General features: G+C 74.1%; 15 protein-coding genes and 2 pseudogenes. 6 read left to right on the top strand and 11 right to left on the bottom strand.

What is annotated here, in order from left to right; translation table 11 throughout:
* The first annotated feature begins 109 nt into the window (after positions 1 to 109).
* On the top strand, positions 110 to 697 hold the full coding sequence (locus tag AF335_RS24630; protein WP_102920614.1) for a hypothetical protein: 588 nt from the start codon (positions 110 to 112) through the stop codon (positions 695 to 697).
* Between the two features lie 85 nt (positions 698 to 782).
* Here AF335_RS24630 and AF335_RS24625 read toward each other — a convergent pair.
* Positions 783 to 848, bottom strand: a pseudogene (locus AF335_RS24625) (cob(I)yrinic acid a,c-diamide adenosyltransferase); the annotation flags it as partial.
* An 81-nt stretch (positions 849 to 929) separates the two neighbouring features.
* Positions 930 to 1502 carry a cob(I)yrinic acid a,c-diamide adenosyltransferase gene (locus tag AF335_RS24620; protein WP_102920613.1) on the bottom strand — a complete coding sequence of 191 codons (573 nt, stop codon included), beginning with the start codon at positions 1500 to 1502 and terminating at the stop codon, positions 930 to 932.
* Positions 1503 to 1760: 258 nt separating this feature from the next.
* Between AF335_RS24620 and AF335_RS24615 the strand changes: the two genes are divergently transcribed.
* The 3 genes and pseudogenes from AF335_RS24615 to AF335_RS36705 all read left to right on the top strand — a co-directional run bounded on the left by AF335_RS24615 (position 1761) and on the right by AF335_RS36705 (position 6275).
* Positions 1761 to 2609 (top strand): 3-hydroxyacyl-CoA dehydrogenase family protein, encoded by an 849-nt coding sequence (locus AF335_RS24615; protein WP_102920612.1) that lies wholly within the window; start codon positions 1761 to 1763, stop codon positions 2607 to 2609.
* Positions 2610 to 2745: 136 nt separating this feature from the next.
* Complete coding sequence (locus AF335_RS24610) at positions 2746 to 3069, top strand: STAS domain-containing protein (RefSeq protein ID WP_087926237.1); 324 nt, start codon at positions 2746 to 2748, stop codon at positions 3067 to 3069.
* Between the two features lie 550 nt (positions 3070 to 3619).
* Positions 3620 to 6275, top strand: a pseudogene (locus AF335_RS36705) (ATP-binding protein).
* Positions 6276 to 6554: 279 nt separating this feature from the next.
* On the opposite strand, the gene nucS reads toward AF335_RS36705, so the two are convergent.
* Positions 6555 to 7217 carry an endonuclease NucS gene (nucS, locus tag AF335_RS24600; protein WP_102920610.1) on the bottom strand — a complete coding sequence of 221 codons (663 nt, stop codon included), beginning with the start codon at positions 7215 to 7217 and terminating at the stop codon, positions 6555 to 6557.
* A 208-nt stretch (positions 7218 to 7425) separates the two neighbouring features.
* Here nucS and AF335_RS24595 point away from each other — a divergent pair, with 208 nt between their 5' ends.
* On the top strand, positions 7426 to 7818 hold the full coding sequence (locus AF335_RS24595) for an SCO5389 family protein (RefSeq protein WP_102920609.1): 393 nt from the start codon (positions 7426 to 7428) through the stop codon (positions 7816 to 7818).
* Between the two features lie 129 nt (positions 7819 to 7947).
* On the opposite strand, the gene AF335_RS24590 is transcribed toward AF335_RS24595, so the two are convergent.
* Complete coding sequence (locus tag AF335_RS24590) at positions 7948 to 8973, bottom strand: LLM class flavin-dependent oxidoreductase (protein ID WP_102920608.1); 1026 nt, start codon at positions 8971 to 8973, stop codon at positions 7948 to 7950.
* Positions 8974 to 9177: 204 nt separating this feature from the next.
* On the opposite strand from AF335_RS24590, the gene AF335_RS24585 reads away from it, so the two are divergent.
* The gene (locus tag AF335_RS24585) at positions 9178 to 9513 is read left to right on the top strand and encodes an ATP/GTP-binding protein (RefSeq protein WP_102920607.1); all 336 of its coding nucleotides are present in this window, start codon (positions 9178 to 9180) and stop codon (positions 9511 to 9513) included.
* Positions 9514 to 9525: 12 nt separating this feature from the next.
* On the opposite strand, the gene AF335_RS24580 is transcribed toward AF335_RS24585, so the two are convergent.
* From AF335_RS24580 to scy, 7 genes are all read right to left on the bottom strand, one after another.
* A complete protein-coding gene (locus AF335_RS24580; RefSeq protein WP_184742852.1) occupies positions 9526 to 10437 on the bottom strand; it encodes an ABC transporter permease in 912 nt (303 codons plus the stop codon).
* Positions 10434 to 11672, bottom strand: coding sequence for an ABC transporter ATP-binding protein (locus AF335_RS24575; protein WP_102920606.1), 1239 nt, complete (start codon positions 11670 to 11672; stop codon positions 10434 to 10436). The genes AF335_RS24580 and AF335_RS24575 overlap by 4 nt, the downstream gene beginning before the upstream one ends.
* A 90-nt stretch (positions 11673 to 11762) precedes the next feature.
* Positions 11763 to 12677: a hypothetical protein gene (locus tag AF335_RS24570; protein ID WP_244927141.1), complete on the bottom strand. Its 915-nt coding sequence runs from the start codon at positions 12675 to 12677 to the stop codon at positions 11763 to 11765.
* A gap of 60 nt (positions 12678 to 12737) precedes the next feature.
* The gene (locus AF335_RS24565; RefSeq protein WP_102920605.1) at positions 12738 to 13508 is read right to left on the bottom strand and encodes an ABC transporter permease; all 771 of its coding nucleotides are present in this window, start codon (positions 13506 to 13508) and stop codon (positions 12738 to 12740) included.
* A 4-nt stretch (positions 13509 to 13512) separates the two neighbouring features.
* On the bottom strand, positions 13513 to 14511 hold the full coding sequence (locus tag AF335_RS24560) for an ABC transporter ATP-binding protein (RefSeq protein WP_102920604.1): 999 nt from the start codon (positions 14509 to 14511) through the stop codon (positions 13513 to 13515).
* A 200-nt stretch (positions 14512 to 14711) separates the two neighbouring features.
* Entirely contained in the window at positions 14712 to 15650 is a 939-nt protein-coding gene (locus AF335_RS24555; protein ID WP_087926230.1) for a coiled-coil domain-containing protein, read from the bottom strand.
* Between the two features lie 114 nt (positions 15651 to 15764).
* A complete protein-coding gene (gene scy / locus AF335_RS24550) occupies positions 15765 to 20606 on the bottom strand; it encodes a polarized growth protein Scy (protein ID WP_102920603.1) in 4842 nt (1613 codons plus the stop codon).
* Positions 20607 to 20680 lie beyond the last annotated feature (74 nt).

Genomic DNA, 20680 nt, shown 5'->3' with positions numbered 1-20680 from the left:
CTTCGGCCCGGCGTGCGCTACATCGAACGATGCAGTCCGGGATCGTCGCGCGCGACGAGGAAAAGCCGGGTCCGCGCCGGGAGGCTGGAGGTGAGGGAAGGAGAGATCCGTGATCGTCACATTGATCATCGTGTGCGAGGTGGGCTTCTGGGTCCTGCTGGCGGGCGGGCTGAGCCTGCGCTACCTGGCCCGGATGCCGCGCGCCGGGGCCGCGGTGCTCCTGCTGGAACCCGTGCTGGAGCTGGTCCTGCTGATCGCCACGGCGATCGACCTGAAGAACGGTGCGCAGGCCGACTGGAAGCACGGCCTGGCCGCCGTCTACATCGGCTTCTCGGTGGGCCTCGGCCACTCCACCGTCACATGGGTCGACCAGCGCTTCGCCCACCGCTTCGCGGGCGGCCCGCCGCCGGTCAAGCCCCCGAAGTACGGCATGGCCCGCACGGTCCACGAGTGGAAGACGGCCGCGCGGTGGATCCTGGCGGCCGGTGTCGCCATCGGCCTGCTCCAGGCCGCGACCTGGTACGTGGGGGACTCGGGCGACACCGGTTCGCTGCGCGGCTGGCAGATCAGGATGCTCTACGTGATCGGGATCAATGTCGTCATCGCGCTGAGCTACACCCTCTGGCCCAAGCAGCCGAAGCCCGGCGCCACGGTCGAGGCCGAGGCCGAGCGCCCCCGGGTCTACGGGAAGCGCTGACCCACCGTCGGGCGGGGCACCGGGCCGGGCGTCTTCCGGGCGCTTTCCCGGTGCGTGGGGCGGGACGGGTGACGGGGTCCGCCCCTCACCGCTCCCCGCCCGGCACCCACAGCACGTCCCCGACCTCCTTGTTGGCCACTCGCGCCAGAATGCTGCATCCTCCGGGGGCAACCCCCGGGCCCCCGGCCGGGCCGGGGCGCCGTTGGGCGGGACGGGTGACGGGGTCCGCCCCTCACCGCTCCCCGCCCGGTACCCACAGCACGTCCCCGACCTCCTTGTTGGCCACTCGCGCGAGAATGAACAGCAGGTCCGAGAGCCGGTTCAGATACGTGGCCGTGAGCGGGTTCATGATGTCGGCGTGCAGTTCCAGGGCCGCCCACGTGGAGCGCTCCGCCCGCCTGACCACCGTGCACGCCTGGTGGAGCAGGGCCGCGCCGGGGGTGCCGCCGGGCAGGATGAAGCTCCGGAGCTTCTCCAGGTCCTCCAGGAAGCGGTCGCAGTCCGCCTCCAGCTTGTCGATGTACGGCTGTTCGACCCGCAGCGGCGGGTACTCGGGGTTCTCCACGACCGGCGTCGCCAGATCGGCGCCCACGTCGAAGAGGTCGTTCTGGATGCGTACGAGCACCTTCACGACCTCCTCGGGCAGCTGCCCGAGCGCGATGGCCACCCCGATGGCGGCGTTGGCCTCGTTGGCGTCGGCGTAGGCGGCGATGCGGGTGTCCGTCTTCACGGTGCGGCTCATGTCGCCGAGGGCGGTCGTGCCGCTGTCGCCGGTGCGGGTGTAGATGCGCGTCAGATTGACCATGGGACGAGCGTAGCCACGCGCCGGCCCGGCGGGAGGGGTGCCCGGCCGGCCGTGTCCCGGCCCCGGACCTTGTGACCTCTGGGGCTGGAGGGGCTCAACTGAGGCGTGGGATCAGGCGGATGGCCGTCTCGATGTGATGTCCGTCATGTGGGACGTGACGCGCATCTCTTACCGCCCAATGGCGCCTCCGTGAACGCTAATGTCCGCCGAGAGAGTGCGTTCGGAACAGCTATGTGCACAGGGAGTAAGGGGACAGCCGTGGCCAAGAAGCTCGCCGTGATCGGGGCCGGACTGATGGGCTCGGGCATCGCCCAGGTCTCCGCGCAGGCCGGGTGGGACGTCGTCCTGCGGGACGTCACCGACGCGGCGCTGAAGCGCGGCACGGACGGCATCAAGGCTTCGTACGACAAGTTCGTCTCCAAGGGGAAGCTGGAGGCGGCCGCCGCCGAGGCGGCGCTCGGCCGGATCACCACGACCACCGACCTCGACGCCGCGGCCGACGCGGACATCGTCGTCGAGGCCGTCTTCGAGGACGTCGACACCAAGCGGGACATCTTCCGCACCCTGGACGGCCTGGTGAAGGACGAGACGGTGCTGGCCTCCAACACCTCCGCCATCCCGATCACCAAGATCGCGGCGGCAACCCGGCGCCCGGAGCGCGTCGTCGGCGCCCACTTCTTCTCGCCGGTCCCGATGATGCAGCTCTGCGAGCTGGTCCGGGGGCACAAGACCAGTGATGAAACGCTGGCCAAGGCCCGGGAGTTCGCCGAGGGCGTCGGCAAGACCTGCATCGTCGTCAACCGCGACGTCGCGGGCTTCGTCACCACCCGGCTGATCTCGGCGCTCGTCGTCGAGGCCGCCAAGCTGTACGAGTCGGGGGTGGCCACCGCCGAGGACATCGACATCGCCTGCAAGCTGGGCTTCGGGCACGCCATGGGCCCGCTGGCCACCGCCGACCTGACGGGTGTCGACATCCTGCTGCACGCCACCGGCAACATTTACACGGAGTGCCAGGACGAGAAGTTCGCGCCGCCGGAGATCATGCGCCGCATGGTCGACGCCGGGGACCTCGGCCGCAAGAGTGGACAGGGCTTTTACCAGCACTGATGACAAGGCCGCCAGCTGATTCACCCTCTGGGGTGAATTAGGCATTGGTTCGCCGGTCAGCGGCAACTTTGTCGTGTGAGAGGCAGTCAGTTCTTTAGAACCTCACCCATATCAGGCACCACTCCCGGGAGCGCATATGCACATCAGGGGCGACCACGCCGAACTGGTCGTCGGGGGGCGCCTCGACGTCCGCAGCGCGGCGGACGCCCGTACGGTGCTGCACTCCGCGCTCGACTCCGGCCGCGGTGACCTGGTGCTCGACCTCACCGAGCTCGACTCCTGGGACGCCACGGGGCTCGGCGTCATCATGGGCGCGCACCGCCGCGCGGGGCGCACCGGCCGCCGGCTGGTCCTGCGCGGCGTGCCCGACCGGATGCAGCGGCTGCTGGTCGCCACCCGGCTGCACCGCATCCTCGCGATCGAGGGCGGCATCGCGGCCGAGTGCCTGCCACGCGTCTGAGGGGCGGCGGGTCAGGCAGGGCCGGGCCCGGCCCGGGGCCGATCGGCGTCCGTTCCGGATCCGCACCGGGCCGCCGCGCTCCGATTCGGGCCCGATCCGGATCTGAACCGTCATGAACCGGCCTGATTCAGGCGGGATTCGGCTCTTGTCCGGGCCCGATCCGGACCTGATCCAGGCTCGATCCGGACCCGATCCGGACTCGATCCGAACCTGGGCCGCGCTCGCCGGTTCCCCGCCGCCGGGCGCGGGCCTTTTCCCGCGCCGATTGCCGGTACGGTGTGCCGTGAGGGGCCGGTGGGGTGCCGGTGCCACCCATCGACCCATCCTGACGAGACCGTGACGTCCCCCGGGCGGCAGAGCCCCCTCGCATTCATGGATACTGTGCGAAGGTCTGAGGTTCGGTTTTCCCGCCGCATAAGGCCGCAACAGCACGCCCACGGCGGGCACCGGACGCGAAGCGCCGGCCGGGTACACCCCGGCCGAGGGTTGAGGGAGTGCGGACAGGCCGGGAGGGCACGACGGCACGCCACGCATCTGGGGGGCTTTGACCATGGACCCGACGAACCGATCCGACGAGTTCGACGACCGCGGCCCGGAGTCCGCCGGCGGCGGCTCCGAGCGCCCGGCGGCGGACCATGACACCCCGGCCGCGGGCACCGGACCGGTGCGCGTCGTCCAGCTCGTCGCGGCCGAGTACGTCCTCACCGTCAACCCCGTCGACGGCAGCGAGATCGAGCCCTGCCTGCCCGGCCGCCGTCCCGACCGCCCCGGCCGGCGCGGCCCGCCGACCGCGCCGAGCTCGACCGGGCCGCCGCCCGCCCGCCCCGCCCGCCAGGTGGGCCCGAGCTGCCCCTGCTGGACCGCCAGGAGGAGCGGGAGCGGCTGTCCCGGCTGCTCTCCCGCGGCCGCTCCGTACGCCTCACCGGCCCCTCCGGCTCCGGCCGCACCAAGCTCCTGGACGCCGTCGCACAGGACTGCGCCGACCTCGCGCCCGACGGCGTCGTCCGCCTCAGCGGCCACCACCGCACCACCTCCGACCTCCTGTACGAGCTGTACGCCACCGTCCACGACGCGCCGCGCTACCGCCCGGACCGCGCCGAGTTGCTGGCCGCCGTCCACGAGATCGGCGCGGTCGTCGTCCTCGACGACCTGGAGTTCGGCGGCGCCGCCCTCGACGAGCTGCTCGACGCCACCCCCGAGTGCGCCTTCCTCCTCGCGGCCACGCCCGAGGTCGCCGCGCCGTCCGCCGACTCCCACCTCGAAGAGGTGTTCCTCGGCGGGCTCGACCGCACCGGCTGCCTGGAGCTGCTGGAGCACGCCGTGGACCGGCCCCTCACGGACGAGGAGGCCGACCGGGCGGCGGATCTGTGGTTCGCCTCCGAGGGGCTTCCGCTGCGCTTCGTCCAGGCCGGCGCCCTGCTGCGGCAGCGGGACGAGATGGCCGCCGCCCCCGCCGTCGACGAGTTCGGCGTCTTCGCCGAGCGCCCCTACGTCGCGGCCGAGGCCGAGGCCGCTCCGGGCTCCGACCGCGAGGGCGTGCCGCTGCCCGCCCTCGCCGACATCACGGCGCCCGTGCCGCTGCTCGCCTCCCGGCTCGGCGATGCCGCCCGCACCACCCTGGAGTTCGCCGTCGCGCTCGGCGGCGAGGTCCCGCACCAGGCCCACCTGCCCGCCCTCGTCGGCGACACCCACGCGGACGCCGCCGTCGGCGAGCTGCTCGCCTCCGGGCTGATCACCGCCACCGGGTCGCACTACCGGCTGGCCGCGGGCGTCGCCGAGGCCCTGCGGGCCGAGGGCTACGGCGCGGAGTCCGCCGACCGCGCGCACTCCGCCGCCCAGCACTACGCCTGGTGGGCCGGTCACCCTTCGGTGGCCCCCGAGCGGGCCGCCGCCGAGGCCGACGCGATCCTCGCCACGATGGCCGTGCTGGCCGCCGACGGGACGGCCGGGCACCCGGCCGCCGCCGTGCTGCTGGCCCGTACGGCCGCGCCCGCCTTCGCGGCGGCGCTGCACTGGAGCGCCTGGGAGCGTGCCCTCCGGCACGGCCAGGAAGCGGCCCGGCGCTCGGGCGAGGTCGGTGAAGAAGCGTATTTCCACCATGAGTTGGGCGTCATGGCCCTGTGCACCGGCAACCTCGACCGGGCCCGCGCCGAGCTGGAGGCGTCCGTCGGGATGCGCGGCGTCCTCGCGGACAAGCGCGGCGCCATAGCGGGCCGCCGGGCGCTCGCGCTGGTCGCGGACCGCTCCGGCCTCTCCATGGGCGCCGCCGCGGTGCCCATGGCCGTGCCCCGGAACGAGCCGGGCCGGCCGGGCCCGGTGCCGCCGGTCCTCTCCAAGGCGCCCGCGGGCCCGCCCGTACCGCCGCGTGAGCCGGCCCCGGCCGTACGCCCGCGGGCGAGGAGGTGCCGGCCGCGCGCAGCGAGGAGTCGGCCGTCCCGCCCCCGGCGCCGGTGCCGCCGGGCCGGGACACCGGTCCGACCACGGCCGTCACCCGGGTGGTGGGCGGCGCGGCGCCCCTCGCGGGCCGGGGCGGGAGCTTCGCCCCGGGCGGTGCGGGTGCCCCGGCCGGTGCCCCCGGTGGGCTCCCGCGGCAGCCGTGGGCGCGGAAGCTGATGGTGGCCGGCGCCCGCCGCAACCTCGCCGCGGCCGGTGCGGGCACCCTGCTCGCCGCCGTGCTCGGCACCGTCGTGACGCTGGGGATCACCTCCGGCGGCCAGGACGGCGACTCCTCGGACAGCGGTGTGAAGCCCGACCGCTCCGCGTCCCAGCAGGACGGCGACAACCCCATGAACGCCGACCAGCCCGCCCCGGGCGGCCCCGGCCACGCCCAGGTGCCGGGCAAGCCCGGGAAGCCCGGTCAGTCGGCCGGCCCGGGCGCCTCGGGCAGCCCGTCGCCGGGCGCCTCCGGCAGCGCCTCGCCGAGCGGTTCCCCGAGCGCCGGCGGCGAGCCGTCGCCGTCGGGCTCCTCCTCGGGCGCGCCTTCCCGCAGCCCCTCGCACTCGCCGGGCGGCGGGTCCTCGAAGCCGGCCGATCCCTCGCCGAGCAGGAGCGGCGGCGGCGGGCAGTCGCCGTCCCACTCCGCGGAGCCGGAGCCCAGCAGCCCGTCGCAGCCGTCGGGCGGCGGGTCCTCGTCGGCCGGTCAGTCGGCGGCGGGGAGCAGGCCGGCGGGTGGTGGTGAGGGGGGCTCCGGGGCGCCGGTGGTCTGACGGGCCTTGTGGCCAGGAGTGTGCGTGAGGGCCCGTAGGGGCCCGTGTCGTGGGACACGGGCCCCTATGGGCCCTCGGCGTAGTGGTGTGGGGGGTGGGGGCGCCTGCGGCGGGCTTTTTCCCCTACCCGCCCCTTCCCGCAGTATCCGATGTGCGGCTCCGCCGCGGGGGGCTCCGCCCCGGACCCCGGTCCTCAAACGCCGGACGGGCTGAAAATCAGCCCGTCCGGCGTTTGAGGACATTCGGGAAGGGGCGGGTCCGGGGAGAAAATCCCCCCGGTCAGAACAGCCGCAGCTTGTCGTCCTCGATGCCCCGCATCGCGTCGTAGTCCAGCACCACGCACCCGATCCCCCGATCCGTGGCCAGCACCCGGGCCTGCGGCTTGATCTCCTGCGCCGCGAAGACGCCGCGCACCGGCGCCAGGTGCGGATCGCGGTTGAGGAGCTCCAGGTAGCGGGTGAGCTGCTCGACGCCGTCGATGTCGCCCCGGCGCTTGAGCTCCACGGCCACGGTCGCGCCGTCGGCGTCCCGGCAGAGGATGTCGACCGGGCCGATGGCCGTCGGGTACTCGCGGCGGATCAGGGTGTAGCCCTCGCCGAGGATCTCGATGCGGTCCGCGAGGAGCTCCTGGAGGTGTGCTTCCACGCCGTCCTTGATGAGGCCCGGGTCGACCCCGAGCTCGTGCGAGGAGTCGTGCAGCACCTCCTCCATGGTGATGATCAGCTTCTCGCCCGCCTTGTTGACCACGGTCCAGACCGAGCCGTCACCCTCTTTGAGGGTGCACGGCGGGGACATCCAGTTGAGGGGTTTGTAGGCCCGGTCGTCCGCGTGGATCGAGACGCTGCCGTCCGCCTTGACAAGGATCAGTCGCGGGGCGGAGGGGAGGTGGGCGGTGAGCCGGCCCGCGTAGTCCACGGAGCAACGGGCAATGACGAGACGCATGGTGAGTCACGCTACTCGACACCTGCCCCTCGACGCGATTCGCCTCTTTTCGTGCGCCCCGTCATGGCCGGTTGTTGGTGCGTTCTCCTGGTGCCCCCGCAGTGGCCGAATTACCGTTGATGCGGGCGGTCGTCGTACGGGCACGGGGCGTCGTCGTCCGCTCGCCCATCCCTGAGACCCCGCGTGCGGGGTCGCGAGAGGAGAACTCATGTCGCTCGACGTCTCACCGGCCCTCCTTGAACAGGCCGAGCGAGGCGAGGTCGACGAAGCGGAATTCGTCGACTGCGTCCGGACCTCCCTGCCGTACGCATGGGAAATGATCAGCTCCTTGGTGGCCCGGCTCAGGATCGACGGTGGCGAGTTCGCCGACAACCAGACGCCTCCGCCGGATGAGCGAGCCCGTGGGCAGCTGCTGCGCGCCCTGGCGAGCGACGCGATCCGCGGGTCGCTGGAGCGGCACTTCGGTGTGCGCCTGGCGTTCCAGAACTGCCACCGCGTGGCGGTCTTCCCGCTCGACGCGTCCGCCGACGACCGTCTGGCCCGCTTCACCTCGATCCGGGGTCAGCTGCTCAACCAGTCCCCGGAACTCAGGGACTGCTGAGCCGGTGTGCTGCCGTTCCGCACGCGTACGACGTGATCGGTGCGGGCGGCAGCTCCGGGCACGGCCGGGCGGGACGCGGGAACGGACGCGGACGGCCACGGCCGGGCGGGGCGTGCGGCGCGCCCGGTCTCAGACGAACAGCGGAAGGACCTCGCCACCCAGCCGCCGGAGGTTGTCCTCGGTGGCGGCGAGATCGCCGGAGCCCTCGGCCAGCAGGGCGAAGCGGGTGATGCCCGTCCGCTCGGCGGTGGCCGCGAGCCGGTCGGCGCAGAGCCTCGGCGGGCCCACCGGGTGGAGCTCGCAGAGCAGTTGGGTGTACTCCAGCGGATCGCGCATCCGCCGCAGCCGGTTGTCGACGGTCACATGGGCGGACAGCCCCTGGTGCAGCCAGCCCGGCATGGCCTTGGTCAGCGTCTCCGCGGCCTCCTGCCGGCGGTCCCCGATCTGGACCACCCCGGCCGACACATGGCCGGCGGTCGCGACCTCCTCCGGTGAACGCCCCGCCTCCAGCGCGCACTTGCGCCACAGGGCGACCATCTCGGCCTTCTCCTCGTCCCCGCTGTGCATGCCGAGCAGCATCGGCAGCCCGTGCCCGGCCGCGAGCCGTACGCTCGCGGGCGAGGTGCAGGCCACGATCACGGGCGGGCCGGAACGATCCTCCAGCTCGTCCGGGCGCGGTACGACCGGGACCGTGCGGAACCGGAACCGCGGTCCGGCGGCGCTCACCCGGGGTTCGCGCAGCCAGCGCATCAGCAGATCGAGCGACTCGGGGAACGCCTCCTCATAGGCCCCCAGACCGACGCCGAAGACCTCCAGGTCCACCCAGGGGCCGCCGCGGCCCACCCCGAGGGTGAACCTTCCTTCGGATACCAGGTGCAGCAGCGCCGTCTGCTCACCCAGCGCGACCGGGTGCACGGTCGGCAGCACGCTGACCGCGGTGCCCACGTGGATCCGGCGGGTGCGGCCCAGCAGCAGGGCGGCCAGCGTCACGGCGGACGGGCAGACGCCGTACGGCACGAAGTGGTGCTCGGCGAGCCAGACCGCGTCCAGCCCGGCCTCCTCGGCGACCACCGTGGTCCGTACGGCGCGGTGCAGCGCCTCCCCGTGCCCCTGTCCGGGGAACTGCGCTGCCAGGACGAATGCTCCAACGCGCATCGCTCTTACTCCTCCTAGCGACCGACGCGGCATCCCCCCACCCGAAATAACGGCTGACACGTGCCATGGGCACGGCCCGGCGTTAAGTTTTCATGATGATCGGAGAGCGGCCCGGGTGGTGGCGTGCGGAGGCCCGCCCGGCGCGGTGACCGTGACGCGTAACCTGGTCACGGCCCGTAGCTCCCCAGACCTCCGAGGTGCCCCGTGTCCCCGCGCCGAAACCGCCCGCGAGGCGGTCCAGAAAGAGCAGCCGACGCCCCGCACGAGGGTGGCGGCGGCGACCGCTACGGACTGGAGCGGGCGGAGAACTGGCAGGGGGAGGAGTGGGCGGTGCGCACGGTGAGCGGCGGCGCGGCGGCGAAGCACTACCGCTGCCCCGGGTGCGACCAGGAGATCCCGCCGGGCGTCCCGCACCTGGTGGCCTGGCCGCAGTACGGCGGCGGGGTCGAGGATCGCCGCCACTGGCACAAGGCGTGCTGGAACGCGAAGGACCGCCGGAGCGCGCGGCTCCAGCGGTCCCGTAACGCGCCGAGGTACTGACCCCGGCCGCGCCTACGCGTCGCGGTTGAGCAGCGAGGCGTACGCGCCGCCCAGGGTGACGCCCGCCGCCGCGACGACGATCCACAGCGGCTCCCAGCCGGTGGGGCCGGAGGACGCCTGGGTGGCGCCGGTCTCGTAGAACGTCGCGAGCAGGTTGGGCACCGAGTACTCGAAGAGGGCCTTGCGGACGCCCTCCAGGCTGTCCGTGAACATGAACATCGCGGCGACCAGCGGCAGCAGGACGACGCCCAGCATGGTGGTGATCGCCCCCGCCGAGTGGCGCAGCAGGGCGCCCACGGCCAGCGCGATCAGGCCCAGGAAGGCGACGAACAGGCTCACGCCGACCGTCGCCTTGAAGTACTCGGCGCCGGTGATCTCGCCGGACCACCGGTCGGCGAGCAGCGCGGAGTCGGACATGGCCACCAGCGTGGTGGAGATCAGGGTGATCACGAAGGAGAGCAGGAAGAACACCACGACCTTGGCCGTCAGCACCCGGGCCCGGTCGGGGCACGCGGTCAGGGTCGTCCGGATGAGCCCGGTGCCGAACTCCGAGGAGATCGTCAGCACCCCGAGCGTGATCACGCAGATGATGCTGAGGAGCACTCCGAAGAAGCCGAGGGTGAGCGGCGAGGACTCCGCGCCGAGGTCGTTCTCAGCGCTGCTCACCACGCCGGCCGCGAGCAGGCCGATGCCGAGGATCAGCACGATCGTCACGCCGAGCGTCCACAGCGTGGAACGGACGGACCTGATCTTGGTCCACTCGGACTTGAGGGCGTCGGCGAGGTTCGCCCTGCGCACCGGGATCGGCGAGACGTAGACGAAGGGCGCCGCCGCGCCGGTCCACTGCTGCGGGGGCGTGCCCGGCTGACCGGGCTGCGGGGCCTGCGCGTAGGCCGGCTGCTGCGGGGGCTGGGGGGCGGTCATCGGGCGTCCTCGCTGTCACGCTTGGTCAGGTCGGCGGGGCCGGCGGGAGCGGCACCGGGGGGAGGCGTCGAAGGGGGTGCCGGGGCCACCGGGGGGACGGCCGGCGCCGGCGGCATGCCCTGGGACGCCGGAGCGCTCGGGTATCCGGGCGCGGCCTGGGGCACGGCCTGCGGCGGCATCGGCTGGGCGTACGGGTTGGGCCGCTCGCCCGCGAGTGCCGGGTAGGGGTTACCGGCCGGGGGCGCCCAGCCCTGCGGCGCGGGGGCGCCGGGCCCGTAGCCGTACGGGTCGGCGGGCTGGAGACCGGCCCGCTGGTCGACCGTCGAGCGGTAGTCGACCGCGCCCTGCGTCATCCGCATGTACGCCTCCTCCAGGGACGCCTGGTGCGGGGAGAGCTCCCAGAGGCGGACGTCGGCGTCGTGCGCGAGGTCGCTGATCCGGGGCAGCGGCACACCGGTGACGCGCAGGGCGCCGTCCGGCTCGGCCAGCACCTGGCCGCCCGCCTCGACGAGCGCGGCCGTGAGCTTCTCGCGGCCCTCCGGCGCGGTGTCCGGCGTCCGGACGCGCGCGAAGTCGGCCGAGTTCGTGGAGATGAAGTCCTGCACGCTCATGTCGGCGAGCAGCTGGCCGCGCCCGATGACGATGAGGTGGTCGGCGGTCAGCGCCATCTCGCTCATCAGGTGCGAGGAGACGAAGACCGTACGGCCCTCGGCGGCGAGCTGCTTCATCAGGTTGCGGACCCAGAGGATGCCCTCGGGGTCGAGGCCGTTGACGGGCTCGTCGAAGAGCAGCACCTGGGGGTCGCCCAGCAGGGCGGCGGCGATGCCGAGGCGCTGGCCCATGCCGAGCGAGAAGCCCTTGGAGCGCCGCTTGGCGACGTCCTGGAGGCCGACGACGCCGAGCACCTCGTCCACCCGGCGGGCCGGGATGCCGGCGAGCTGGGCGAGCGAGAGCAGGTGCAGCCGGGCGCTGCGCCCGCCGTGCACGGCCTTGGCGTCGAGGAGGGCGCCGACCTGGCGGGGGGCGTTGGGCAGGTTGCGGAAGGGGTGGCCGCCGATGGTGACGTGGCCCGACGTGGGCATGTCCAGGCCAAGGATCATGCGCATCGTCGTGGACTTGCCGGACCCGTTGGGGCCCAGGAAGCCGGTCACCGCCCCAGGCCGTACCTGGAACGACAGATTGTGTACGGCCGTCTTGGCGCCGTAGCGCTTCGTCAGACCGACTGCCTCGATCATTCTCCGCCCCTCGCGAGCTTTCGTCGGGGCACAAGCCCCCGTAAGGCTTAGGAGGGTAACCCGGTGCTGACGGTTCCCGTTTTGTGTGAGTTAAGCGCGAGGTAGGCGGGACGATGCCGTGGCGGGCGGCCCGGCCGGCGGCAGCTCGTCGTAGCGGCGCGGGGCGGCACCGGCCTCCTCGGGGGCGGGCAGGCCGCTCGCGGACAGCGGCGGGTCCTGGCTGTGGAGGATCCGGCGGCCCTCCGTCCGGACCGCCTCGTCGGCGCGGGCCCGGGCGACCCAGCTCGCCGGGTCCGGGCCGAGCAGGGCCCGCAGCTCCGCCGAGGCGGCGAGCAGCCCGTGGAGCAGGGCGTGCTGGTCGCCGCCGCCCGGGAGCGGCAGCCCGGTGGCCGGGTCGACGAGGACGCCGTGCACGCTGACGTAGACATACGCGCCGCCGAGCCGCTCGCCGGACGGCATGGACATGGGAAACCCGGTCCCGGGCAGCAGGGCGCGCCGGTAGTTGAGCTCGGTGGCGTCGACGGCCGCGAGCTGCTCGCCGTCCAGCCAGCTGACCACCAGCACGCGGTCGGCGGCCGGGTCGGCGTACGGGGCGGCCGCCACATAGCCGTGCCGCCCGATGTGGCCCGAGCAGCCCACCCCGACGCCGCGCACCCGCACCGGCACCATCGGCACGGACGTGGGCAGGCCCCGGCCGGTGAGCTTGTGGTGGAGCTGGGCGGGGGAGGCGTTGGAGCCGACGGCGAGCACGGGGTGGCGGCGGCCCGCCGGGGGTCCGCCGAGCGCGCGCAGGGCGTCGTCGAGCCGTGGCCCGCCTCCGGGCGGCCCGGGCCCGTCGGTCACCACCCGCCAGTCGCCGAGCCGCCGCCCCTCGGCCGGGCGCAGCGGCAGCAGCCGGTCGCCGGTGAGCAGCGCGGGCTCGGTGACCGGGCGGCCGGGGTAGGTCAGGGGCAGCTCGGCGGGCGCGCCGCCGAGTCCGAGGGCTGCCAGGCTGCGGTCCGTCACCGGTGCCGGTCCTTCCCGGGCGCCTCCCGCCCGTCCCCCCGCTCCGGTCCCTCCGGGCGGCTACGCGTCGCGCTTCCTCAGCAGGGCGTACGCCCCGATCAGCGCCGCGACCACCCACAGCACCATGATCGTGAAGCCGCCCCAGGGGCCGTACGGGGCGTCGTCGCCGACCGTCACCACCTGCATGACCTTGTGGCCGGCCTGGTCGGGGAGGTACTGGCCGACCTTCTTGGTCGCGCTGACGTTCCCCAGGATGCTGGAGACGAGGAAGAAGAACGGCATCAGGATGCCCAGCGACAGCATGGGGCTGCGCAGCATCGTGGCGACGCCCATCGAGAAGACCGTGATCAGGGTCATATAGAGCCCGCCGCCGATGACGGCCCGCAGCACGCCGGGGTCACCGAGGGACGCCTTGTGCTCGCCGAGCATCGACTGGCCGACGAAGAACGCCACAAAACTCGTGATCATCCCGATGGCCAGCGCGAGCAGCGTGGCGACGGCGATCTTGCTGAACAGAAAAGTCCCGCGCTGGGGAACGGCCGCGAGCGAGGTCCTGATCATTCCCGTGCTGTATTCGTTCGAAACCACCAGCACACCAAAAACGATCATTGCGAGCTGACCGAGTCCCATACCCGCGAAACTCGTGAACGTCGGATCGAAATTGATCCGGTCCTCGGTCGATAGTTTGTCGAAGTCGTTTTTGGACAAAGCGCTGATCAGCGCGCCGAGTGCGACCGTCACCACGACCGCGAGGCCGAGCGTCCACACCGTGGAGCGCACGGATTTGATCTTCGTCCATTCCGACTGGAGTACCTGGGTCGCCACCGCCATCGCTTCAGGATCCCTTCTCGCGCCGGCCGGCGCCCCAGCCCGCCCCCGGCGGGGGATCGCCCGGACCCCCCTGCCCTGCGGCCGGGGCCTCGCCCGGCGAGCTGTGCGCGTGGTACTCCACGGACTCGGCGGTGAGCCCCATGAACGCCTCCTCCAGGGACGCCTGCTGCGGGCTCAGCTCGTGCAGCACGATCCCGTGCCGCGCCGCGAGCTCGCCCAGCCGCGCGGCGTCCGTGCCGTCGACCTCCAGCGTGCCGTCCGCCGTGGTCACGGGGGCGACCCCGGCGGCCGCCAGCGCGTCCAGCAGCCGCTCGTGGTCCGGCGAGCGCAGCCGGACGTACGAGCGGGAGTTCTGCGCGATGAACTCGGCCATCGAGGTGTCCGCGAGCAGCCGGCCCTGGCCGATCACCACCAGGTGGTCGGCGGTCAGCGCCATCTCGCTCATCAGGTGCGAGGAGACGAAGACCGTGCGCCCCTGGGCGGCCAGGTTCTTCATCAGATTGCGGATCCAGTGGATGCCCTCGGGGTCCAGGCCGTTGACGGGCTCGTCGAACATCAGGATGCGGGGGTCGCCCAGCAGGGCGCCCGCGATGCCCAGACGCTGCCCCATGCCGAGCGAGAAGCCCTTGGAGCGCTTCTTGGCCACCGAGGTCAGACCGACCGTGTCCAGTACCTCCCGCACCCTGGAGCCGGGGATTCCATTGCTCTGCGCCAGACACAGCAGGTGGTTGTAGGCGCTCCGGCCGCCGTGCATCGCCTTGGCGTCCAGCAGGGCGCCGACGGCCCTCAGCGGATCCCGCAGCTGGCGGTAGTGCTTGCCGTCGATCAGGACCGTGCCGGCCGTCGGATTGTCCAGATCGAGCATCATCCGCATGGTCGTGGACTTGCCCGCGCCGTTCGGACCCAGGAAGCCGGTGACGATCCCGGGCCGCACCGTGCAGGTGAGGCCGTCCACGGCGAGCTTGTCGCCGTAGCGCTTGGTCAGACCCTGGAGCTCGATCATTCAGCCACGGTAAGGGCCCTCCGGGCCGCCCGCCACCGGTGGCGGAGCATCCGGATGGCGCCCTACGCCAGGTGTCCCGGGGCGCCCCCGGCGTGCGCCCCGGGACACACCGATGCCCCGGGCGCCGCCGTCGGGCGGCACTCGGGGCATCGGTGCACGGGGGTGGGTGCTGCTCTCCGCTCGTCCTCGCGGGCGCGGGGTCAGCGGCTCTGCTGGGCCGGGACGCCGCGGGAGATCGGCTCGTCGTCACCGGGGACGCCGGCCGCGGCCACGGCCGCGCCGGTCAGCGTGGCCAGCATCTCGCGGACGTTGGTCAGCTGGGCGTTGATGGAGTCGCGGCGGTTGGTCAGCGCCGCCAGCTCGCGCTCGGACTCGCTGCGGATACGGTCCGCCTTGGCGTTGGCGTCGGCCACGATGTCCTCGGCCTGGCGCTGCGCGGTCTCCACTGTCTGGCGGGCCCGGCGCTCGGCGTCCGTCCGGAGCTTCTCCGCCTCCAGGCGCAGCTGCTCGGCGCGGTGCTCGATCTCCGCCAGCCGCTTCTCGGCCTTCGCCTGACGGGACGCCAGGTCGCGCTCGGACTGCTCACGGCGCTTGGCCAGGTTGGTCTCGAAGTCCGCGGCGGCCTGGGCGGCCTTGGCGCGGGTCTCCTCGAAGAGGGCGTCCGCCTCCTCGCGCTTGGACTGCGCGTCCTTCTGCGCCTCGGCGCGCAGGGTCGCGGCGTCGCCCTTCGCCTTCTCGACGATCCGGGCGCCCTCGTCCTCCGCCTTCGCCTTGCGGTCGGCGGCGAACGACTCGGCGTCGTTGCGCACCTGCTGGGCGGCCGACTCGGCCAGCTCGCGGTGCTGCTCGGCCGCGCGCCGGGCCTCCTCGCGCAGGTCCTTGGCCTCTTCCTCGGCCAGCCGCAGGATCTTCTCGACCCGGGCCCCCAGCCCCGCGTAGGACGGTTCCGCGTCGTTGACCTGGGCCTGAGCATTCTGCGTTTCGAGATGGAGCTCCTCGATGCGCTTTTCCAGAGAGGTGATCCGGGCCAGTGCGCTGTCCCGGTCGGCGACGAGCTTGGTAATGCGGTCGTCCACCTGGCCGCGGTCGTATCCACGCCGCACGAGCTCGAAGCCGAAGGGGGAGGAAGTGTCACTCATGGGGTTCCTGTCATAAGAGACCGGTGAGGTGATAGAGGGAATCCTAGGGGTGCGAGCGGCGTGGCATCGAGTGGAAGGTCGGCAAACCTGGAGAATGTCCCCTCGTTTGAGTGGCTACTTCTGGGACTGCTTACCACCCGATCGAGTTGCACCCGCACCCGCTGCCGCCTTCACCCCGCCCTCTTTTGCGCTTCCCATCCCCGGGGCTTCAAAAGATTCCAACGCTTCCAACACGTCCTGGACACGGGAAATCTCGGCATTGATGTCCTCGCGGCGGCGCACCAGCACCTCCAACTCCCGCTTCCCCTCGTCCACGAGCCGCTTGGCTTCCTCCGCACCCTCGGTGCGCAGGCGCTCCGCCTCGCGTACCGCGGCCGCCTTCTTGTCCTGGGCCTCCTTCAGCAGCGCCTGGGACTCCCGCACGACGGCGGCCTTCTTCTGCTCCGCCTCCTTGAGCAGCCCCTCCGCCTTGCGCACGGCGGCGAGCCGGACCTTGCTCGCCTCGTTGCTGGCGTCGGAGACCAGCGTCTTCGCCTTCTCCTCGGCCTCCGCGAGCTGTTCGGTCGCCGCGGCCACGAGCTTGTCGCAGCGCTCGCCCGCCGACTGCATGGCCTCGGCCGCCTCCCGGCGCGCCCGGCCGTGCAGCTCCTCGACCTCGCCGTCCACCCGGGTACGCAGCTCGTCCGCGCGCTCCCTTATGGCGGTCGCGTCCCCGCGCGCCTCGGCGAGCAGGGTGTTGGCGTCCGTACGGGCCTGCTCCACCAGGGTGTTGCCCTCCCCGGTGGCCTCCGTGACGATCCGCTCGGCCTCCCGGCGCGCGGCGCCCACCATGGTGTCGGCCTGCTCCTCGGCCGCGGCGGCGGCCCGCAGGGCCTCCTCCTGGGCCTTCGCGACGAGCGCGTCCGCCTTCCCGGCGGCCTCGGTCAGCCGCTGGGCGGCGGCCTCCCGCGCCTCGTCCGCCGTGCGGTCGCCCTCGGCGCGCGCCTCGGCGACCAGCCGCTCCGCCTCCAGGACGGCGTCGGCCTTGAGCTTCGCGGAGTCCGCGCGCGTGCTGTTGGCGTTCTCCTGCGCGGAGCTCAGCGCCGCCGCGGCCTCGGCGGCCATCCGCTCCGCCTCGGCCGTGGCCTCCGCGACGAGCTTGTCCGCCTGCTCCGCGGCCTCCGTGCGACGGGTGTGCGCCGCCTCCCGGGCCTCGTCCACCATCCGCTCGGCCTCGCGCTGCGCGCGCTCCAGGGACTCGGCCCCGTCCGCCCGCAGCCGGTCCGCCTGCGCCGTCGCCTCGGCCCGGGTCCGCTCGGCCTGCTCGGCGGCCTCCGCCCGGCGGGCCTCGGCGGCCTCCCGGGCCTTCTCCAGCGCCGCCCCGGCCTCGGCCGCCATCCGCTCGGCCTCGGCCGTGGCCTCGGCGATCAGGGCGTCCGCCTGCTCGGCCGCCTCGGTGCGGTGGGCGTTCGCCGCCTCCCGCGCCGCATCGACGATCTTGTCCGCGTCGTCCTGCGCGGAAGAGGTCAGCTCGGTCGCGGCGTTGACGATCCGCTCCGCCTCGGCGTGCCCCTCCGTCCGCATCTTGTTCGCGTCCTCGCGGGCCTCGGCCCGCGCCCGCGCCGCGTCCTGCTCGGCGGAGGCCAGCGCGTCGGACGCGTCCGTACGCATCTGCTGGGCCTTCGCGGAGGCGTCGGACACCATCCGCTCGGCCTCGGCCGTCGCCTTGGCGATCAGCGCGTCGGCGTGCTCGGCCGCCTCGGTGCGGTGGGCGTTCGCGGACTCCCGCGCCTCGTCCACCGTCCGCTCGGCCACGGACACCAGGCGCTCGGCCTCGGCCGTCGCCTCCGACGTGAGGGTGCCCGCCTCGTCGCGGGCCTCCTTCAGCGAACGGGCGGCCTCGGCCCGCACCCGGTCGGCGTCCTGGGCGGCCTCCGCGCGGTGCGCCCCGGCCGCTTCCCGGGCGTCGTCGACGGTCTTGGCGGCCTCGGCGACCAGCCGCTCCGCCTCCGTCGTGGCCTCGGCCATCAGGGCGTCCGCCTGTTCGGCGGCCTTCGCCCGGCGGGCGTCGGCGGCCTCCCGGGCGTCGTCGACGGTCTTGGCGGCCTCGGCGACCAGCCGCTCCGCCTCCGTCGTGGCCTCGGCCATCAGGGCGTCCGCCTGCTCGGCGGCCTCCGCCCGGCGGGCGTCCGCGGCCGCGCGCGCCTCGTCGGCCGTACGGGCCGCGTCGCGCTGCGCCTTCTCCACCGCGGCCTCGGCCTCGGTGATCAGCCGCTCGGCCTCGGACATCGCCTCGGCCAGCAGCTCGTCGGCCTGCTCGGCCGCCTCCGTACGACGGGCGCCCGCGGCCTCCCGGGCCTCGTCCAGCGTGCGGGCGGCCTCCGCCTCCAGCCGCTGGCCCTCGGCGATCGCCTCCGCGACCGTGCGCTCCGCGAGCGACTTGGCCGCCTCGGACGCCGCCTGGGCCTCCGCCCGGGTACGGGCCGCGTCCTCGCCGGCCTTCTCCCGCTCGGCGTAGGCGTCGGCACGAACCCGGTCCGCCTCCACCTGCGCGTCGGTGACCGTGCGCTCCGCGTTGTGCTCGGCGGCCGAGCGCAGCCCGGCGATCTCCTCCTCGGCCTGCTCGTGCAGCCCGGCGACGGAGTCCCGCACCTGCTGCGCCGTCTGCTCGGCGGCGGACACCAGCTCGGCGGCGCGCGCCTCGGCCTCCTCGACCAGGCGCCGGGCCTCCTCCTGCGCCTCCGCGACCCGCTTGCGCGCCGAAGCGAGGAGCTCCTCGCTCTGCTCGCGCGCCGCCTCCCGCTCCGCCTGCGCCTCGGTCCGGGCGTCGCCCAGCAGCTCCTCGGCCTCCCGGCGGCGCCGGGCGGCCTCCTCCTGGGCGGCGGCCAGCGCCTCGGCCGCCTCGGCGGCCGTACGCTCCGCGGCGGCGTTCGCCTCGGCCCGCACCCGGTCGGCGGTCTCCTGCGCCTCCGAGCGCAGCCGCTCCGCCTCGGTGTTGGCCTCGGCCCGCAGCCGCGCGGCCACCGACTCGCCCTCGGTACGGGCGGCGGCCGCCTCCTCGGCGGCCTCGGCCCGCAGCTCCTCGGCCTCCGTCTCGGCCTGCTCACGCAGCGCGCGCACCCGCTCCGCGGCCTCCGTGCGCTGCCGCTCGGTCTCCTCGCCGGTCTCCCGGCGCAGCCGCTCGGCCTCCGTGCGGGCGTCGCGCAGCGCCTCCTCGGCGGCCTCCACCCGCTGCTCGGCCTCGGTGTGCAGCCGGGTCAGCTCGGCCTCGGCCTCCTCGCGCCGCGCCGCCGCGGCCCGCTCGGCCTCCTCACGCAGCCCCTTGGCGGCCTCGGCGGCCTCCGTACGGGTGCGCTCGGCGTGGTCCTCGGCCTCCTCGGCCATCTCCTCGGCCTCGGCGCGCGCCCGCTCCAGGGCCTCCTCGGCCTGCTTGCGCAGGGTCGCGGCCCGCTCGGCCGCCTCCCCGCGCACCCGCTCGCTCTCGGCGCCCGCGCCGGCCCGGGTCTCCTCGGCGTCGGCCTTGGCCTTCGCCAGCAGCTCCTCGGCGGTGCTGGCCGCCTCCTCGATCTGCTGGAGCGCCTCCCGGCGGGCCTCGCTCCGCAGCCGCTCGCCCTCCGCGACGGCGTCGGCCCGCAGCTGCTCGGCCTCGCCGCGCAGCCGCCGCGCCTCCTCCTGGAGCTCGACGGTCCTCGCGCGGTACTCCTTGGTGTCGTCCTTCGCCTCGCCCTTGAGCTGCTCGGCGGTGTCCGCGGCCTGCTCCCGCAGCCGCTCGGCCTCCGCCTCGGCCTCCCGGCGGATCCGCTCCGCCTCCGCGGCGGCGGCCTTGGTGGTGGCCTGGGCGTCCTCCGACGCCTTGGTCAGCACCTCCTCGGCGGTCCGGGCGGCCTTGGCGAGCTGCGCCGCAGAGTCCTCCGCGGCGGCGCTGCGCGCCTTGTCGGCGGCCTCGGCCAGCAGCCGCTCCGCCTCCGCCCGCGCGTCGTCGCGCAGCTGCTCCGCCTCGGCCCGCAGGGCCTCGGCCTCCTTGGTGGCCTCGCCGACCACCCGGGCGATCTCCGCCTTGGCCGTGCGCGCCCGCTGCTCGTTCTCCGACTCGGCCGAGGTCAGCCGGCGGCTCGCCGACTCCTTGGCCTCCGTGAGGAGCTTCTCGGCCGCCGCCCGCGCCTCGCGCAGGGCGGTGTCGGCCTCCTGGACGCGCGCCTCGGCCGTACGCGTCAGCTCCGCCGAGGCCGCCCGGGCCTGGTCGGACTCCGCGCTGGTCACGGTGCGCAGCTGCGCGGCGTGGTCGGTGGCCTCCTGCGCCTGCGCGGAGGCGGCCGTCAGCAGCCGCTCCGCGTCGGAGCGGGCACGCCGCAGCAGCGCCTCGGCCTCGGCACGGGCCTCCTCCGCGGCGGCGCCCAGCCGGCCGCGGGCCTGCTCCGTCAGCCGCTGGGCCTCGGCGCGGGCCGCGCCGAGCGACTGCTCGGCCTCCGCCCGGGACTCCTCCAGCAGCCGTCTGGCCTGCGACTCCGTACGGGCCCTGAGCTGCTCGGCCCAGGCCACGTTCTCGTTGACGTGCGACTCGACGGTCTGGCGGCGCTCGTTGAGCTCCTCGTCCAGCCGCTGGCGGCGTGCGACGGCCTCCGCGTGGAGCTCCGCCTCCATCCGCGCCTGACGCTCCGCCTGCTCCTGCAGCAGGCGCTGCGTCTGGGCGCGCGCCTCCCGCAGCTCGCGCTCGGCGTCGGTGCGCAGCTGTTCGGCCTGAATCTGGGCATTACGGAGCAACTGCTCCGCCTGGTACCCGATGTCGGCGGTGTCGTACGCCGGACGGTGGGCGAGGTTGCGGCGCGCCTCATGGAGCTTGGCGCGCAACACCTCGACCTGGTATCCGAGGTCGTCGGCGTGCTGGACCGCCTTCTCCCGCTCCTTCTTCAGCCGCTCCATCTCGGCTTCGAATTGCGAGAGGTGGTCGTCAGCCTCGTAGCGGTCGTTGCCCCGCACTGCGCGGTCCCATCCGTCCCCTGGTCGCGTTGGCGGCCGGCCCCGTCCCGCGTAACCGGTGGAACCCGGAGCCC

The sequence above is a fragment of the Streptomyces eurocidicus genome (assembly GCF_002891295.1).
Classification (GTDB): domain Bacteria; phylum Actinomycetota; class Actinomycetes; order Streptomycetales; family Streptomycetaceae; genus Streptomyces; species Streptomyces eurocidicus.
Note: the sequence above shows the minus strand (reverse complement) of the source record. Positions and strands in the feature narration are given on the sequence as shown.

Bases quoted from the DNA above. Each gene is read 5' to 3' on its own strand.
- AF335_RS24620 (WP_102920613.1), bottom strand. From the start codon at position 1,502: ATGGTCAATCTGACGCGCATCTACACCCGCACCGGCGACAGCGGCACG.
- AF335_RS24610 (WP_087926237.1), top strand. From the start codon at position 2,746: ATGCACATCAGGGGCGACCACGCCGAACTGGTCGTCGGGGGGCGCCTC.
- nucS (WP_102920610.1), bottom strand. From the start codon at position 7,217: ATGCGTCTCGTCATTGCCCGTTGCTCCGTGGACTACGCGGGCCGGCTC.
- AF335_RS24595 (WP_102920609.1), top strand. From the start codon at position 7,426: ATGTCGCTCGACGTCTCACCGGCCCTCCTTGAACAGGCCGAGCGAGGC.
- AF335_RS24590 (WP_102920608.1), bottom strand. From the start codon at position 8,973: ATGCGCGTTGGAGCATTCGTCCTGGCAGCGCAGTTCCCCGGACAGGGG.
- AF335_RS24580 (WP_184742852.1), bottom strand. From the start codon at position 10,437: ATGACCGCCCCCCAGCCCCCGCAGCAGCCGGCCTACGCGCAGGCCCCG.
- AF335_RS24575 (WP_102920606.1), bottom strand. From the start codon at position 11,672: ATGATCGAGGCAGTCGGTCTGACGAAGCGCTACGGCGCCAAGACGGCC.
- AF335_RS24565 (WP_102920605.1), bottom strand. From the start codon at position 13,508: ATGGCGGTGGCGACCCAGGTACTCCAGTCGGAATGGACGAAGATCAAA.
- AF335_RS24560 (WP_102920604.1), bottom strand. From the start codon at position 14,511: ATGATCGAGCTCCAGGGTCTGACCAAGCGCTACGGCGACAAGCTCGCC.
- AF335_RS24555 (WP_087926230.1), bottom strand. From the start codon at position 15,650: ATGAGTGACACTTCCTCCCCCTTCGGCTTCGAGCTCGTGCGGCGTGGA.